Genomic DNA, 15,478 nt, shown 5'->3' with positions numbered 1-15,478 from the left:
TCGGGATGCGGATAGACGTGGTTTTTCGGTATGTCGGAATCGTGCTGCTCTTCATCGCGGCGTTCATGCTGCTCTCGGCGGGCATCTCCTGTGTCAGCGGCATGGACTCGTCGTTCTATCCCCTGCTGCTCTCGGCGCTGCTGACGATCCTGCTGGGGGCTTTTCCGCTGATCTTCGTCGGCAAGCGCGACCAGATATCCAACAAGGAGGGGTTCTGCATCGTCGTGGGGGCGTGGCTCGTGGCCTGCGTGGTGGGGATGTTCCCCTACCTGATCTGGGGCGGCGAGTTCAGCCTGGTGAACGCGTGGTTCGAGAGCGTCTCGGGATTCACGACCACCGGGGCGTCGGTGCTTACCGATGTGGAGGCGCTGCCGCGCGGGTTGCAGTTCTGGCGCTTCTCTACGACGTGGATCGGCGGTATGGGCGTGGTGATGTTCGCGCTGGTGGTGCTGCCGACGATGGGCCGCAGCAAGATGACCCTTTCGAACGTGGAGATGTCGTCGCTGGCGCGCGACAACTACCGTTACCGGGCGCAGATGATCGTCCATGTGCTGCTGGTGGTCTATGTGGGGCTGACGGCGATCTCGACCGTGATGCTCAAACTCTCGGGCATGAACTGGTTCGACGCCCTGTGTCACGCCATGTCGGCCTGCGCCACGAGCGGATTCTCGACCAAGAACGCCAGCGTGGCCTATTTCGACAGCCCGCTGATCGAGACGGTGCTCATCCTGACGATGGGCATTGCCGGTATGCACTTCGGCCTGATCTACGCGACGGTCACCGGCAAACGCAACAATCTTTTCCGTTCGGAGGTGACACGCTGGTACGTGGGCATTCTGCTCGGATGCAGCGTGCTGATCGCCGTGAGTCTCTACGCCGCGGATATCTACCCTACGCTGACCTCCTCGTTCCGTCATGCGGCCTTCCAGTTCTTTTCGCTGATGACCACGACGGGTTTCGCCTCGGCCGATTCGAACGTCTGGCCGCCGTTCGCCGTGATCCTGCTCATGTTCGGCTCGATCGTCTGCGCCTGCGCCGGATCGACCACCGGCGGCATGAAGGTAAACCGGCTCGTGCTGGCCGGAAAGATGATCCGCACGCAACTACAGCGTCAGCAGCATCCCAACGCCGTGATCCGCATCAAGCTCGACGGCATGCTTCAGGAGGACGGGGTGATCCACGGCGTGATGATTTTCATCGTGACCTACATGCTGGCCATCCTGTCGGGGACGGTGTTCAGCGCGTTGTGCGGCGTGGACCTGCTGACCGGATTCTCGGGAACAGTGGCCTGCCTGGGCAATGTGGGACCCGGTTTCGGCGAGGTTTACTCGCTGGGCAATTACGCCGGCATTCCGGCCGCCGTCAAATTTTTCAACGCTTTTCTGATGCTGTTGGGCCGTCTGGAGATTTTCGGCCTGATTCAGTTGTTTTTTCTAAAATGGTGGAGATGATGAAAGCCAAGTGCCTAAGAATGTACATATTGCTGTGCGCGCTCTTCGCGGCGGGAAGCCTCGGGGCGCAGCAGCTCGACGTGAAGGCCCGCATCGCGGGGCTCGAGAAGAACGGGGAGTACATGTCTCTGCTGCGCGAGGACGCGCTGTTGCAGGCGCGCGAAGATTCCGTCGTGCGGGTGGTCGAACGCACGCGCACGCTGCTGCGCGAGGACCCCGAGCGGAGACAGCAGTACTCGCAGGAGATTCTGGCGCTCGAGAACCGGATTTTCGAGATCCGGAACGCCAAGGGACGGCTGATCGACCGCATCAACACCATCGAGCAGGAGTGGGTGCTTTCCAATCTCGACGCAGGAGGTGCGGGCGGCGCGGCGCACCGCACCTCGGCGGCGATTCCCGATTCGCTCAAGGTGCGCAACCTCGTCTGCAATCCCTGGTTCGGCGAACAGCTCCCGGCGGCGGACTATGCGGCGTTGCGCCGGGCGCAGGACATGGAGATGGTCGCCGTGGATTACGTGAACCGTTATTTCGCCAATTACGACACTCTGAAACAACTGGCCGAGACCTATGCGGCGGTCGGCACCGAGGCCGAGGCGCAGGAGGTTTTCGACCGTTACGAGGCGTTGCAGGGGGTGAACCGGATTTTGGCCGATTCGCTCTCCGGGGTATGGAACTACATTTTCGACAACAAGAACTACGCCTACGGTTATCTGCTCGACAGGCTGGGGCAGGAACAGGCGCTCGTCCGGGAGGAGGAGGCGTTGTCGAAGGCAATGCGGCAGCTGGCCGCCGTGCGCGGGGAAACGGCGTCGGATGCCGTGGCCGACTACTTCCTGCGCAAGCGCGTCCTGGTGGATTACGAACGCTCGGTGGCCGACGTGCTGGGGCTGGAGGCGGCGTCCGATTCGCTGCGCGGCGTGGCCGGGCAGCTCGGGGCGATCGACTTCCGGCTGCCGAAGGTGGAGGTCGCCGAACGCTACTTCCTCGATTTCGACAGCGTGACCTTCACCAAGACGCCGAAATACAGTTACAAGAATCCCATTCCCGAGTGCCGGGTTTACGAGCGCGGTACGATCTACCGTATCCTGCTGGGAACGTTCAACACCAAGCGTGCCGTGGCGACATTCCGGGGAGCCTACCCGCTCTCCTATCTGGTAAACGACGAGGGCAAGTGGTGCTATTACACGGGCGGCTTCGCTACGCGCGAGGAGGCCGATTCGGTGCAGGGCGTGCTCCGCAGGCACGGGTTCGTGCGCCCCGAGGTGGTCGTGTGGACCGACGGGGAGTACCGCAATCTGTCGCGCGAGCCCGAAGCCGGGGCCGCGGTTTACCGGGTCGAGATCACGGGAACGGACGCGCTGTCCGAAGCCGTGAAACAGGTCATCGCCGGGACGGCCGAGGGACGCGAGCTCTCGCGCGTCGGACAGCAGTTGTTCGTCGTCGGGACGTTCGAAGACCGCGCCGTGGCCGAGCGGCTGGCCGAAGCGTTGCGGCAGGCGGACGCCGCGCTGGAAATAAAAGTGGCGGAAGTCGCGGAATAATCGGAAAAAATTCCTTACCTTTATAACCGATCCGAATACGATGGAACTCTTTTATATCATACTGCTGATCTTCTTCGGGCTGCTGTTTCTGGTGGCCGAGCTGGTCCTGCTGCCCGGCGTCACGGTCGGTGCGGCGCTGGCGCTGCTGTGCGACGGCTGCGCGGTCTGGCTGGCGTTCCGGGATTTCGGAACGGGCGGCGGAGCCGCGGCGATCGTCGCCGTGCTCCTGCTGTCGCTTCTGGTGACGGTCGTATCGCTGCGGGCCAAGACCTGGCAGCGGTTCTCCCTGCGTCAGCAGATCCGTTCGTCGAGCACGCCCGTCTCTCCGGCCGAGGAGCTGCATATCGGCGACCGGGGCACGACCCTTTCGCGCCTCTCGCCGATGGGCCGCGTCGAGATCGGCGGCCGCGCCTACGAGGCCAAGTCGGCCGTCGGCTATGTCGATCCGCAGCGCGAGGTCGAGGTCGTGGGATTCGAGAATTTCAGCGTCGTCGTAAAAATCGTCAAACAATAACCTTCTATCATTTATGGATTTTCAGATGGGAATGATCGTCGTGATCGTCTTCGTGAGCCTGCTCGCGCTATGGCTCGTCTTCTATTTCATTCCGGTGGGACTGTGGTTTTCGGCGCTGGTGTCGGGCGTGCGGATCAGTCTGTTGCAGTTGATCCTGATGCGGTGGCGCAAAGTGCCGCCCTCGACGATCGTTTCGTCGATGATCGAGAGCACGAAGGCCGGGCTGGAGCTCAACCCCAACGAGCTGGAGGCGCACTATCTGGCCGGCGGCAACGTGACGAACGTGGTGCACGCCCTCGTGTCGGCCCAGAAGGCCAATATCATGCTCGACTTCAAGATGGCGACGGCCATCGACCTGGCGGGCCGCGACGTGTTCGAGGCCGTGCAGATGTCGGTGAATCCGAAGGTCATCAACACGCCTCCCGTGGCCGCCGTGGCCAAGGACGGCATCCAGCTCATCGCCAAGGCCCGCGTCACGGTGCGCGCCAATATCAAGCAGCTTGTGGGCGGTGCCGGCGAGGAGACCGTGCTGGCGCGCGTGGGCGAAGGCATCGTCTCGTCGATCGGTTCGGCCATGTCGCACAAGATCGTGCTGGAGAACCCCGATTCGATTTCGCGCGTGGTGCTCGAAAAGGGACTCGATGCGGGGACGGCTTTCGAGATCCTTTCGATCGACATCGCCGATATAGACGTGGGCAAGAACATCGGCGCGCAGTTGCAGATGGACCAGGCGCAGGCCGACAAGAACATCGCCCAGGCCAAGGCCGAGGAGCGGCGTGCGATGGCCGTGGCGCTCGAACAGGAGAACAAGGCCAAGGCGCAGGATGCCCGGGCCAAGGTGATTCTGGCCGAGGCGGAGGTCCCGCTGGCCATGGCCGAGGCGTTCCGCAGCGGAAACCTGGGCATCATGGATTACTACAAGATGAAAAATATCATGGCCGACACGTCGATGCGCGAGACCATCGCCCGGCCGGAGAAGAAATAACGGGGTCGGGGCGTACTGCGGTGCGCCCCGCTTTTTGTGGCGGATGCGCTGCGTGCCGCCGGGTTTCCGGCAGCCGTTTCCGGTGCGGCGGGACCGTGTCGGATTCCTCCCGGGGCGGACGATCCGGAAGGCCGTTCGCCGAAGCATGGACCGAAAAATATCATGGTTGTTATGAAGAGATACCTTTTTACCCTTTTGTGCCTTTGCGCTTCGGCTGCGGTCTCCGCGGCCGGTATCGACACGCTCAAAGTCTTCAGCCCGAAGATGCAGCGTGAAATCCCCACCGTCGTCGTGACGCCCGACGAGGCGGCTGTACGGCGCCTGCCTGTTGTCTATCTGCTGCACGGTTACAGCGGCGACGAGCTGGCCTGGCAGCGGATCACCGACCTGCGGCCGCTGGCCGAGCAGTTCGGCGTGATCTTCGTCTGCCCCGACGGCGAGAACAGTTGGTACTGGGACAGTCCGATCAACCCTTCGTCGCAGTTCGAGACCTTCGTTTCGCAGGAGCTGCCCGACTGGGTCGATGCGCACTACCCGACCCTGCCTTCGCGCGAGGGGCGTGCCGTTGCGGGACTGAGCATGGGCGGCCACGGCGCATTGTGGACGGCCGTGCGCCACAAGGACCGCTTCGGAGCGGTCGGCTCGGTGTCGGGCGGCGTGGATATCCGGCCCTTCCCCGATTCGTGGGAAATGAAGGCGCAACTGGGCGAGGAGCGGGAGAATCAGGCCCGCTGGGACGCCCATACGGTCATCAATGCGGTCGATTCGCTCCGGGACGGCGAACTGGCGATTTTCGTGGATTGCGGGTATGACGACTTTTTCTACGGCGTGAACGTGGCGTTGCACGAAAAGCTGCTCCGGCAGGGTGTCGGTCACGACTTCCTCACGCGTCCCGGGGCCCACACGGGCGAATATTGGGGCTCCTCGCTGCCCCATCAACTGCTCTTCTTCCGAAGCTATTTCGATCGGGCCGGGAAGTGACGGCGCGCCGCGCGGGCGGGATGTTCCCGCCGCCGGACGGTTCGGACGGATTCGCCCCTGCCGCAAACAGTGCAGCAGGGGCGAATCCCTTTTTCCGGAGCGGTCGTGTCCGGGCTGCGTACGGCGGCTGCGGACACCCGGTTCCGCAGCGTCAGCAGACCTCTTCGGGCAACCGCTCCCCGACCGGTTCGCCCGCGAGGCCGTCGCGCCATTTGACCGCTGCGTGCGTGCCGTCGCAATAGGGTTTGTTGGCCGACTTCCCGCAGCGGCAGAGCACCGTGCGGTTGCGGATTTCGTAGGTGCGCCCGTCTTCGCGCCGTACCGGAATGCCGCCGCGCACCCAGAGGCCGCCGCTGGAGCCGATGGCAGGGTCCTCGATCAGTCCGAGGCTGGGGGCGAAGCGGAACTCGAAGGGCTTGCCCGTTGTCCGGTCCCAGGCCATGAGACGGCCGCTCGGGCACATCGAGGCCTCGCGGATGGCCATCTGTCGGGCTTCGGGGGCGTCGGAGCGTTCGGTGAGCGTCCAAGCATCGCCGCAGGGATGGCAGAAGCGTGCGAAGACGCAGTAGCGGGCGTTGTCGGTCATCGTGAGCGACCCTCCCTCGATCAGCTCCGCCTCGTCGCGGGAGGTCGGTTCCGGATCCCACTCCGTGCGTTCGTGCGTGCCGTCGCAATAGGGTTTGCGCTTCGAGGCTCCGCAGCGGCACAGCGCCGTGGGTTCCGCCTCGGTCGGGAAGCGGCGCCCTTCTTGGAAATACCAGCTTTCGCCGGCATCGTCGGGCATGATGAACTGTTCGGCCAGCGGCGGGCGGCCGTAGATCAGAAGGGGCCCCCGTTCGGTCACGGTGATACCGAATCGTTCTTCGGCGGGCGAGCTCCCCGTCTCGATTTTCGTTTTCGACATACTATATCGCTTTAAAATTCGTTGGAAAAAGAGCGGCAATAATTGTTCCCAAGCCGGAAATATTTGGAACCCGGAGTAGGAATTGTTGCGCTTTTTGGTATCTTTGCAAAGATTTTTGAAACTGAACGGTATGAAAAGATTTACAGCCTTTGTCGCGCTCGTGCTGCTGGCGGCGGCAACCGCGGTGTCGTGCAGCAAGGACAAGGATGCGGGCAAACTGGCGTTCGACCGCCCCGCGGTGTTCCTGCAGCCGGGCGGGACGGCGACGGTCGGATTCTCCTCGACCGATATCAAGAGCTACTCCATCTCGTCCAAACCCGTGGGCTGGGACGATGCCATCGTGTTGGACGAGGGCGCGATGAGCGTCCGGATCACCGCTCCCACCGTCTTCGAAGACGATGCCAGGGCGGACGAAGGAACCGAGGAAGAGGAGAAGGCGGAACGGTCGGGAACGCTGACCCTCGCGGGAATCTCTTTCGGGGGGAAGCGCGTCACGGCGACGCTCTTCGTCAGCGTTTCGAAGACGGTGGACATGAGCGACCGTCCGGCGAACAGCTATCTGGTCAATGGCAGGGAGTGCAACTACACGTTCGACGCCATGCACAAGGGTGACGGACAGAGCGCGCTCGCTACGGCTTCGGTCGATATCGTCTGGCAGTCGAAGACGAATCTGATCCAGTACCTGTCGCTGGACGACGGAAAGGTCTCCTTCTACGTGGGGGCCGACGAGGACGAGGACGACAGGATCGACGAGGGCAATGCACTCATCGGCGCATACGATGCGGACGGGACGCTGATCTGGAGCTGGCATGTGTGGGCTGCGGACTACGACCCCGATGCCGAGGGCGGATCGGTCGTTTTCAACGGCTATACGATGATGAACCGCAACCTCGGCGCGCTGGCCAACGGCAATGAGACGACCGATGAGATACTCGCCTCTTACGGGCTTTACTATCAGTGGGGGCGTAAGGATCCCTTCATCGGACCGAGTACCTACCGGGCCGACAACGGATCGTCCGCTTCGATGTACAATGCCAAGAGCGGTACGGTCAAACTGGAGTCCGTGGAGTCGGACGCCGAAACCGGAACGGCGGATTACGCCGTGCAGCATCCGCTGGAGTACATTACGGGAACGGCGGATTCGGATTACGATTGGGCCTGGAGCCATGACGGCGCCTTGTGGGGCGAAAGCAAAACGGTGAACGATCCCTGCCCCTACGGCTGGCGGGTCGCTCCGTCGAAGGCCTTTGAGGGACTGACGATCTCGGGCACGCCTGCGGCGGCCGATTACGACAAGTTCGGCTGGACGCTGACCGACGACGTGTCGCACTCGTTCTTCGTCGGCGCTGGACGCCGCCGTTACGACAACGGTACGATCCTGAATATCTACAATCCCGTGCCCGCGGAGGCACAGTCGCGGAACACGGCGACCGAGGCCCAGCCGTGGGAGGGCCTCTATTGGACTTCCGACGCCGGTTCGGGAGCGCAGTCGCCCGCTTTCTATTTCTGGTTCGAGAAGAAGACCTCCGGCGGCAGTGTCGAGTACGAAGTACCCTATGCCCGTGCCAACGGAATGCAGGTGCGCTGCGTGAGGGAGAAATAAGCGGAGGTTCGCTCCGGACAATGGCAATGAAAAGCGGGACGGCGTGAGCCGCCCCGCTTTTCATTGGGGCACGGCGACGCAATACGATAAAAAGGTTGTAAAATAGTGTAAAAAGTTTTATATTTGTTTGTACGATAACTTAAAACTACCCTATGATGAGAACCTCTTTACTCGTGCTGCTGGCCGGAATGGCGTTGGGAGCAGGCTGCTCCGACGACCGGGAGGCACCGTCCTCCGTCCGGATTTCGCCGACGGTTTCCCGCGTGACGGGACTGTATTTCGACAAGGACGACCGGATCGGGCTGACCATCTCGCGTACTTCGGGCGATTATGTCACGAACCGTCTGATGACCTACGACGGGAGCGTGTTCACGGCCTCCGGGCTGAAATGGTACGAAAGCACGCAGGAGACCTCGACGCTGACGGCCTACTATCCCTATTCCGAGGCGGGGGTTCCCTCCGCATTCAGTGTGGAGGCCGACCAGCGGCAGGGCTGCACGCCGTCGGATCTGCTGGGAGCTGTCGCACGGGAGGTCAGGCCGGGCAGCGCACCCGTCGCGATGGTTTTCTATCACCTCATGTCGCAGCTCTCCGTGGTCGTGGAGAACAACGGTTCCTCGCCGGTCGCCGCAGTGAAGATCGGCGGTTCGGTCGTCGAGGCCGTCGTGGACCTCGCCGTGCCTTCGGCGAAGGCGAAAGCGGGTGCGGCGGCGGTGCAGATCGAGGCTTTCGAGGCGGAGCCCGATTCCCGTTACCGGGCCGTGCTCGTGCCGCAGCAGACGACGCTGGATGTCGAGGTGGAGTTGCAGGACGGTTCGGTGTGCCGCAAATCCGTTTCCGACGCCCTGCTCGAAGGAGGCAGGTGTTACGACCTGTCGGTCGTCATCTCCGGGGGCGGCACTCCGCAGATCGAGGTGAGTATCAGCGGCGATGTGGTCGATTGGGTGGACGGCGGAGAGCTCGTCGGGTCCGATGGCGGAAACGACGGTACGGACGGAGTGGATCACGAGGGGGAACACTACCGGACGGTGGCGATCGACGGAAAGGTCTGGATGGCGGAGAACATGCGGCACAAGCCGGCGGGGGCACAGCTCGGAACAGGAATTTGGGAACCTGCGGGCGGTGCTTCGATGATCTCCACGCAGGGCATGCTGTACGATTATGCCACGGCCACCGCAGGCGCATCGGACGGTGCGGGGCGTATTCGGGGAATCTGTCCCGAAGGTTGGCATATCCCCGATGCCGACGAGCTGCGGGCGCTGGCCGAAAGCCAGAACCGTCCCGAGGATTTCTTCTGTTGTGCGGGATATCAGATTGTAAATGATAAGAGCAATAGACCCGGTGCGAAGACTATGGGAAAACTGATGGGCGTCGGTCTGGCGGACGACAGCGAAAAGTGCAATAGTCTGGATTATTCGGAAACCACCGAACCGTTGCCGGCGACGATTTCCCGGAAATTCGGCCTTTCGCTCCGTTGCGTGAAGGACTGAGTGCCTCGGTTACGGAAAAACCGGGACGCCGCTTTTCGGGCAGCGTCCCGGTTTCTTTGTGTCGGTCCGGGCCCTTGCAACGAGCCGTCCGGCAGCGGAGGTGTGCCGGTGGATTCCCGCCCCGCCCGTCGTGGAATCAGCGGTCGCGGTTCAGGAAGAAGATCGGGATATTCGCCAGGAAGACGTCCCTGCCCGAGAGCTGCGAGCGCTTGTCCATCAGTTCGCTCAGCAGGATGTCGCCGATCACGTAGTTGCTCTCCTCGCCGATGTACTGTTCGCGTATTTTGTCGAAATGCAGTATGTTGTGTATGTCGGTCTCCTTGTAGCGGACGTAAACCTTCAGCGTGATGTCGGTCGTGTACCCGGGTTTCTGCACGTAGTTCATCTTCTTGTACTCGTAACGGTAGTCGTGCAGGCGGGCCATGATGTCGCTCAGGATCGAGGAGGCCGTGGGGAGGCTGCCCGCACCTTTGCCGAACATGAACTGCCGGTCGTAGCATTCGCCGCGGATCACCACGCCGTTGTATTCGTCGTCAACGCTGTAGATGTACTTGTCGGGCGTCACGAACTCGGGCATGACGAACATCGTGAAGTGCTCGTCGCTGACCTTGACGACCTGCGCCACGAGTTTGATCTTCACCCCCTTCTCGCGGGCGTAGCGGATGTCCGAGTCGTGGATCGTGGAGATGCCGTAGGTGAAGATTCGTTCCGGAGCCACGTAGGTTCCGAGGGCGTGGACCGTGATGATGACCAGCTTGAAGAGCGAGTCGTATCCTTCGATGTCGAACGAGGGGTCGCTCTCGGCGAATCCCAGAGCCTGAGCCTGCGCCAGCGCGTCGGCATACGGTTCGGCGTGGTCGAACACGCGCGAGAGGATGTAGTTCGACGAACCGTTCAGAATGCCCTTGACCTCGAGCAGCAGGTCGTTGTCGTAGTACTCCTCGAGGTTGCGGATCACGGGGATCGAGCCGCACGACGAGGCGTCGTACAGCAGCGCGACGTGGCGCGTCTTCTGCAGTTCGATCAGTTCGGGCAGGTGGCGGGCCAGCATCGTCTTGCTGCCCGAAACGACGGGAATGCCGCGGAGCATGGAACGTTTTACGATGTCGTAGGCGGCGTCGGGATCGTTGATGACTTCGACGACGAGGTTGATGTTCGGGCTGTCGAGAATCTCCTCGACCGAGGTGGTGAAGAGCCGCTTGTCCGCCTGTATCTTGCGGGGTTTCTCCGGATCGCGGACACAGATCTTCACGATCTCGGCGTTGGCGTTCTTCGCTTTGCGCACCACTTCGTAGATGCCCTGTCCGACGACGCCGAATCCGAACAGTCCGATTTTGATTTTGCTCATATACTGTGATTTTTTCTGTTGTTGTCTCTCTCTTTTGTCCGATGTGTTTCGGGATGCGCTTTCCGGCCGCCGTCAGTTCTCCATGAAGGGCGAGAGCAGTCCGTCGAGCTGTTCGTGCTCCACCAGAAAGCCGTCGTGGCCGAACGGAGAGTCGATCTCGCGGTAGCGGCTGCCGGGGATCATGCCGTGCAGCTCGCGCATTTCGCCGGGGGTGAAGATGATGTCGGTCGTAATGCCCACGACGAGCGTGCGGGCTTCGATCCGCGCGAGCGCCGCGGCCACCCCGCCCCGGCCGCGGCCGACGTCGTGGGTATCGAACGCATCGAGGATCGTATAGTAGGAGTAGGCGTTGTAGCGGCGGCAGAGTTTCTCGCCCTGATACTGCTGGTAGGTCGAGGCGCGGTGTTCGGCGGGCCATTCCACGCGGTCCTGTTGCGTGAGGTTGTAGCCGCTGCTGCCGCGGTAGGTCAGCAATCCGATGGCGCGGGCCGCGGCCAGTCCCTTCATTCCGGCGTCGTCGCGCAGCTGGCCGAACGTGGCGTCGGCCTCGATGGCCATGCGCTGCGTTTCGTCCACGGCGATCGTCCACGGCGAGGCTTTGGCCGCCGTGGCGATCAGCACGAGGCGGTCGAACCGCGCAGGTTCCTCGACGGCCCATTCCACGGCCTGAAAGCCTCCCACGGAACTGCCCACGAGGGCGGCGATGCGGCCGATGCCGAGCGCCGAGGCCAGCAGGCGGTGCGCCGCGACCATGTCGCGGATGGTCAGGCGGGGAAAATCCCCGTACCACGGCCGCCCCGTCGCGGGGTTCTCGTGCAGCGGTCCTGTCGTGCCGTAGTGCGAGCCGAGGATGTTGGCACAGACGACGAACCACCGCGAAGGATCGAGAAACCTCCCCTCCTCGACCGTGTGGGGCCACCAGTCGGCCACGTCCGAATTGGCCGTCAGCGCGTGGCAGACCCATACGACGTTGTCGCGTGCGGCGTTCGGCTCGCCGTAGGTGTGGTAAGCGATCCGCAATGCGGGCAGTTCGCCGCCCCGCTCCAGCGGAAAAGGTTCTCCGGAGTCGAAATAGCGTACCATCCCCTATTTGTCGGATACGTGAGCGAAGGCCTGCTCGAAGTCGGCGATGATGTCGTCGGCGTTCTCCAGTCCGAGCGAAATGCGCAGCAGCGTCGGCGTCACGCCGGCTGCCGCCAGGTCGGCCGCACCGAGCTGCTTGTGGGTCGTCGAGGCGGGGTGCGTGACGACGGTGATCGAGTCTCCGATCATCGTCATGTTGGCCGCCAGTTGCAGCGATTCGACGAACCGCACGGTGCTTTCGAGCGTACCCCGGAGCTCGATCGTGAAGACGGCCGAGGAACCGAACCGGTAGTATTTGCGGGCGTTCCCGTAACTCGGGTGCGACTCGAATCCCACGAAGCTGACGCTTTTGACCTTCGGGTGGTGGAGGCAGTATTCGGCCACCTTGCGTGTCGATTCCACCTCGTGACGCACGCGCAGCGAGAGGGTTTCCAGCCCGATCATCATCAGGTAGGAGTCGAACGGCGAGGGACAGCATCCCAGGTCGCGCAAACCGTCCACGCGGCATTTGGCGATGAAGGCCGCCGCGCCGAACGCTTCGCGGAGGTTCAGTCCGTGGTAGCCCTCCGACGGGCCGTCGATCTGCGGGAACTTGCCGTTGCCCCAATCGTACGTTCCGCCGTCCACGATGACGCCTCCCATGGACGTTCCGTGGCCGTTGATCCACTTCGTCGCCGAATCCACGACGATGTCGGCGCCCCATTCGAACGGGTTGCAGAGGTATCCCGCCGCGCCGAACGTGTTGTCCACCACGAACGGGACGTCGATCCGCCGCGCCAGCGCGGCCAGTGCCTCCAGATCGGGAACGGCGCAGGTCGGGTTGCCCATGCTTTCGACATAGAGGGCTTTGGTCCGCTCGTCCGCGAGCGCTTCGAAGTCCTCCGCGCGTTCGCTGGCCGCGATGCGGCAGTCGATGCCCAGGTTGCGCAGCGAGATGCGGAACTGGTTGTACGTGCCGCCGTAGAGGTACGGCGAGGCCACGATATTGTCGCCGCTGCGGGCCAGCGACAGCACCGTGAGGAGAATCGCCGACATGCCCGACGACACGGCCAGTGCGCCGACGGCTCCGTAGAGTGCCGCGATACGCTCTTCGTAGGCCGTCGTCGTGGGGTTCTGCAGGCGGGTGTAGATGTTGCCCGCCTCGCTCAGTTCGAACAGCCGGGCCGCGTGGTCGCAGTTGCGGAAACGGTAGGCGGCCGTGGGACAGATCGTCACGCCCCGGGCTCCGGTCTCGGTGTCGGGTCGCAGGCCCGCATGGACCTGCAAGGTTTCGAATCGGTAGTTTTTCGGATTCATCGCGTTTGTCGTTTGAAATCGTTCACAAAAAAATCCGACCTCCTGGGAAGCCGGATCGTATCACGTTATGCACGAAGAACTATACCCGGCGAAAATCGCTGCGCATGTGCATCATACCGTACATCATGTGACGGCGGAATCCGCCGTGCCCTTCGCCGTATGCCGTATGCATCGTCATCGTTTCGCTTTTCTCTTCGCTTTGCGGTGCAAATATAAAAAAATTTCGGAACAGATCGTTCCGTCGGCCGCTTTTTTTCGCTTCCGGGCATAAAAAAAGCCGCAGGATTCGCCTGCGGCTTTTCCGGTCTGCCGGAATCCGGATCACGGTTTCCGGTCGATGAGGTCTATTCCCTGCTGCGTCGCAGCGCCCCGGAGAATCGTCCGGCAGAGGAGGTAGAGCTCTTCGCGCGTCGTGCGGTTCAGCCGCAGCTCGAACAGCGTGCTCATCAGTTGCTCGGCCAGAGCGGCGGTGTCGATCTCCGACAGGAGCAACCCCCCCCCGCGACACTCCTCGAGATTGAGCGACAACTCCTTGCGCCAGAACTCGCGGTGTTCGTCGTATTGTTCGGCGAAGAGGACCTTGCGACGTATGTCCGCCAGAAAACTGTGATCGACCGTATAGAGGCTGTCGATATAGTCGTTGGCGAGCCGGAGCGTCCTTTGCAGCGGATTGCCGCTGCGTCGTCTGCGGCTGGCCGCGATGCGCTGCCGCTGCCGGCGGGCCAGATCGTCGAGGCAGGCGCTTATCAGGTCGTTCTTGTCTGCGAACATTTCGTAGAGGGTGCGCTTCGAGATACCCAGCCTTTGCGCGATCTCATCGACCCGGACGGCACGGATGCCGTTCCGGGTGATGAGGTCCTGCGTCGTGCGGATGATCTCCTCCTTGGTCGCTCCCCGTTTCATCACTTCTCCTCCGTCGTAAGGTCACGACCTCCGCCGAGGGCCTGGTAGAGGTTTACGATGCCCTGGATTTCGTCGAAACGGTCGGTGATCTGCGACAGTTGGGCCGAGAGCAGCGACTGCTGGGCGGTCAGCACTTCGAGGTAGGTAGTCGAACTGTGCTCCATGAGCAGTTCGGTGCTCTCCACGGCGCGCGTCAGGGCTTCGATCTGTTTGGCTCGCAGGTCGGTTTTGGCGCGGGCCGACTGACATTGCGTCAAGGCGTTGTTCACCTCGGCGCCGGCATTGAGCAGCGTCTGCCGGAACGAGAGCTTGGCCTCCTCCTGCTGGGCCTTGGCGATCTTCAGGTTCGCCCGGTTGGCTCCGGCGTTGAAGATCGGCTGCAACAGCGATCCTGCGGCCGAAAGAAGCAGTTTGCCGGGATCGGAAACACCCATTCCTCCGTTGTTGGTCCACCCTGCCGAGCCGCTCAGCGTGATCGAAGGATAGAGCGCCGAACGGGCGGCGTTGGTCGCATAGAAGGACTGCATGAGCGAATACTCGGCGCTGCGCACGTCGGGACGGTTCGAGAGCATCTGGACCGGTACGCCCACGGCGAGCTCCTGCGGAAGCTGCTGGTTGTCCAAGCTGCCGCGCGTGATCTCCTGCGGAGCCAGCCCGAGCACGGAGCAAAGGCTGTTTTCGGCTTCGCGGATCGAGTATTCGAGGTCGTGCAGCGAGGCTTCGATCGCGTAGTAGGAGCCCTCGTACTGGGCTACGCCCGCCTCGTTGGTCATGCCGGCATCCTTCATGGCGCGCATCGTGCGGACGGTCTCCTCCCACTTCCGGGCCGTTTCGCCGGTCACTTCGTACTGGCTGTCGAGCATCAGCAGCGTGTAGTAGAGGTTCGCTACGCTGGCGATGAGCTGCGTCTTGACGGCCTGTTCGTACTCCCTGCTCTGCAGGTAGAGCGCCTTGGCCTTCCGCTTGGCGTTGGTGATACCGCCGAAGATGTCGATCTGCCAACTGGCCGTGACGGGGATCGAATAGGTTTTCGTCGTGTTGGCGTTGTCGAAGCTGCTGATCGACCCCTGCGGGGCGAAGTTGAACGACGGCAGATAGGCCAGACGGGCCGATTTGAGCGTAGCTTCGGCCTCCTTCACGCGCCACTGGGCCGACTGCAGGTCGGTGTTGTTCTCCAGCGCCTGGGCGATGAGCGCCTGCAACTGCGGGTCGGAGAACATCTCCTGCCACGTAATGTCGCCGATGGTCGTCGAATCCGCCGTTTCGGCCGTGCCGTACAGTCCGTCGGTCTCGATCGACTCGGGACGGGAGTAGGGCTTGTAGATGCCGCAGCCCGTCATGGCGGCTGCAAGGCAGATAATCAGTATCTTTTTCATGTG

At 62.5% G+C, this 15,478-nt stretch carries 13 protein-coding genes; 7 read left to right on the top strand and 6 right to left on the bottom strand.

Annotated elements, in window-relative coordinates:
• Positions 1-5 precede the first annotated feature (5 nt).
• From FME97_RS12170 to FME97_RS12150, 5 genes are all read left to right on the top strand, one after another.
• Positions 6-1,451: a TrkH family potassium uptake protein gene (locus FME97_RS12170; RefSeq protein WP_179954817.1), complete on the top strand. Its 1,446-nt coding sequence runs from the start codon at positions 6-8 to the stop codon at positions 1,449-1,451.
• A gap of 20 nt (positions 1,452-1,471) precedes the next feature.
• Entirely contained in the window at positions 1,472-2,992 is a 1,521-nt protein-coding gene (locus tag FME97_RS12165; RefSeq protein WP_141429871.1) for an SPOR domain-containing protein, read from the top strand.
• 40 nt (positions 2,993-3,032) lie between these two features.
• Positions 3,033-3,506, top strand: a complete 474-nt coding sequence (locus tag FME97_RS12160) for an NfeD family protein (protein ID WP_141429870.1) — start codon at positions 3,033-3,035, stop codon at positions 3,504-3,506.
• Positions 3,507-3,519: 13 nt separating this feature from the next.
• Entirely contained in the window at positions 3,520-4,491 is a 972-nt protein-coding gene (floA, locus tag FME97_RS12155) for a flotillin-like protein FloA (RefSeq protein ID WP_162852166.1), read from the top strand.
• 171 nt (positions 4,492-4,662) lie between these two features.
• Positions 4,663-5,472: an alpha/beta hydrolase gene (locus FME97_RS12150; protein WP_141429869.1), complete on the top strand. Its 810-nt coding sequence runs from the start codon at positions 4,663-4,665 to the stop codon at positions 5,470-5,472.
• A gap of 151 nt (positions 5,473-5,623) precedes the next feature.
• Here FME97_RS12150 and FME97_RS12145 read toward each other — a convergent pair whose 3' ends face one another.
• A complete protein-coding gene (locus FME97_RS12145) occupies positions 5,624-6,376 on the bottom strand; it encodes a CDGSH iron-sulfur domain-containing protein (protein WP_141429868.1) in 753 nt (250 codons plus the stop codon).
• Positions 6,377-6,506: 130 nt separating this feature from the next.
• Here FME97_RS12145 and FME97_RS12140 point away from each other — a divergent pair, with 130 nt between their 5' ends.
• The gene (locus tag FME97_RS12140) at positions 6,507-7,979 is read left to right on the top strand and encodes a hypothetical protein (protein WP_141429867.1); all 1,473 of its coding nucleotides are present in this window, start codon (positions 6,507-6,509) and stop codon (positions 7,977-7,979) included.
• Positions 7,980-8,134: 155 nt separating this feature from the next.
• On the top strand, positions 8,135-9,469 hold the full coding sequence (locus FME97_RS12135; protein ID WP_232522897.1) for a fimbrillin family protein: 1,335 nt from the start codon (positions 8,135-8,137) through the stop codon (positions 9,467-9,469).
• A gap of 136 nt (positions 9,470-9,605) precedes the next feature.
• Here FME97_RS12135 and FME97_RS12130 read toward each other — a convergent pair whose 3' ends face one another.
• From FME97_RS12130 to FME97_RS12110, 5 genes are all read right to left on the bottom strand, one after another.
• Positions 9,606-10,817, bottom strand: a complete 1,212-nt coding sequence (locus FME97_RS12130; RefSeq protein WP_141429865.1) for a homoserine dehydrogenase — start codon at positions 10,815-10,817, stop codon at positions 9,606-9,608.
• A gap of 72 nt (positions 10,818-10,889) precedes the next feature.
• The gene (locus FME97_RS12125) at positions 10,890-11,900 is read right to left on the bottom strand and encodes a homoserine O-acetyltransferase family protein (RefSeq protein WP_141429864.1); all 1,011 of its coding nucleotides are present in this window, start codon (positions 11,898-11,900) and stop codon (positions 10,890-10,892) included.
• 3 nt (positions 11,901-11,903) lie between these two features.
• The gene (locus FME97_RS12120; RefSeq protein ID WP_141429863.1) at positions 11,904-13,196 is read right to left on the bottom strand and encodes an O-acetylhomoserine aminocarboxypropyltransferase/cysteine synthase family protein; all 1,293 of its coding nucleotides are present in this window, start codon (positions 13,194-13,196) and stop codon (positions 11,904-11,906) included.
• A 321-nt stretch (positions 13,197-13,517) separates the two neighbouring features.
• Positions 13,518-14,099 (bottom strand): TetR/AcrR family transcriptional regulator, encoded by a 582-nt coding sequence (locus FME97_RS12115; protein ID WP_141429862.1) that lies wholly within the window; start codon positions 14,097-14,099, stop codon positions 13,518-13,520.
• On the bottom strand, positions 14,099-15,475 hold the full coding sequence (locus FME97_RS12110) for an efflux transporter outer membrane subunit (RefSeq protein ID WP_141429861.1): 1,377 nt from the start codon (positions 15,473-15,475) through the stop codon (positions 14,099-14,101). The genes FME97_RS12115 and FME97_RS12110 overlap by 1 nt, the downstream gene beginning before the upstream one ends.
• Positions 15,476-15,478: the final 3 nt, after the last annotated feature.

It is taken from the genome of Alistipes dispar, assembly GCF_006542685.1.
GTDB lineage: Bacteria > Bacteroidota > Bacteroidia > Bacteroidales > Rikenellaceae > Alistipes > Alistipes dispar.
This window is presented reverse-complemented; position numbering and strand designations above follow the sequence as displayed.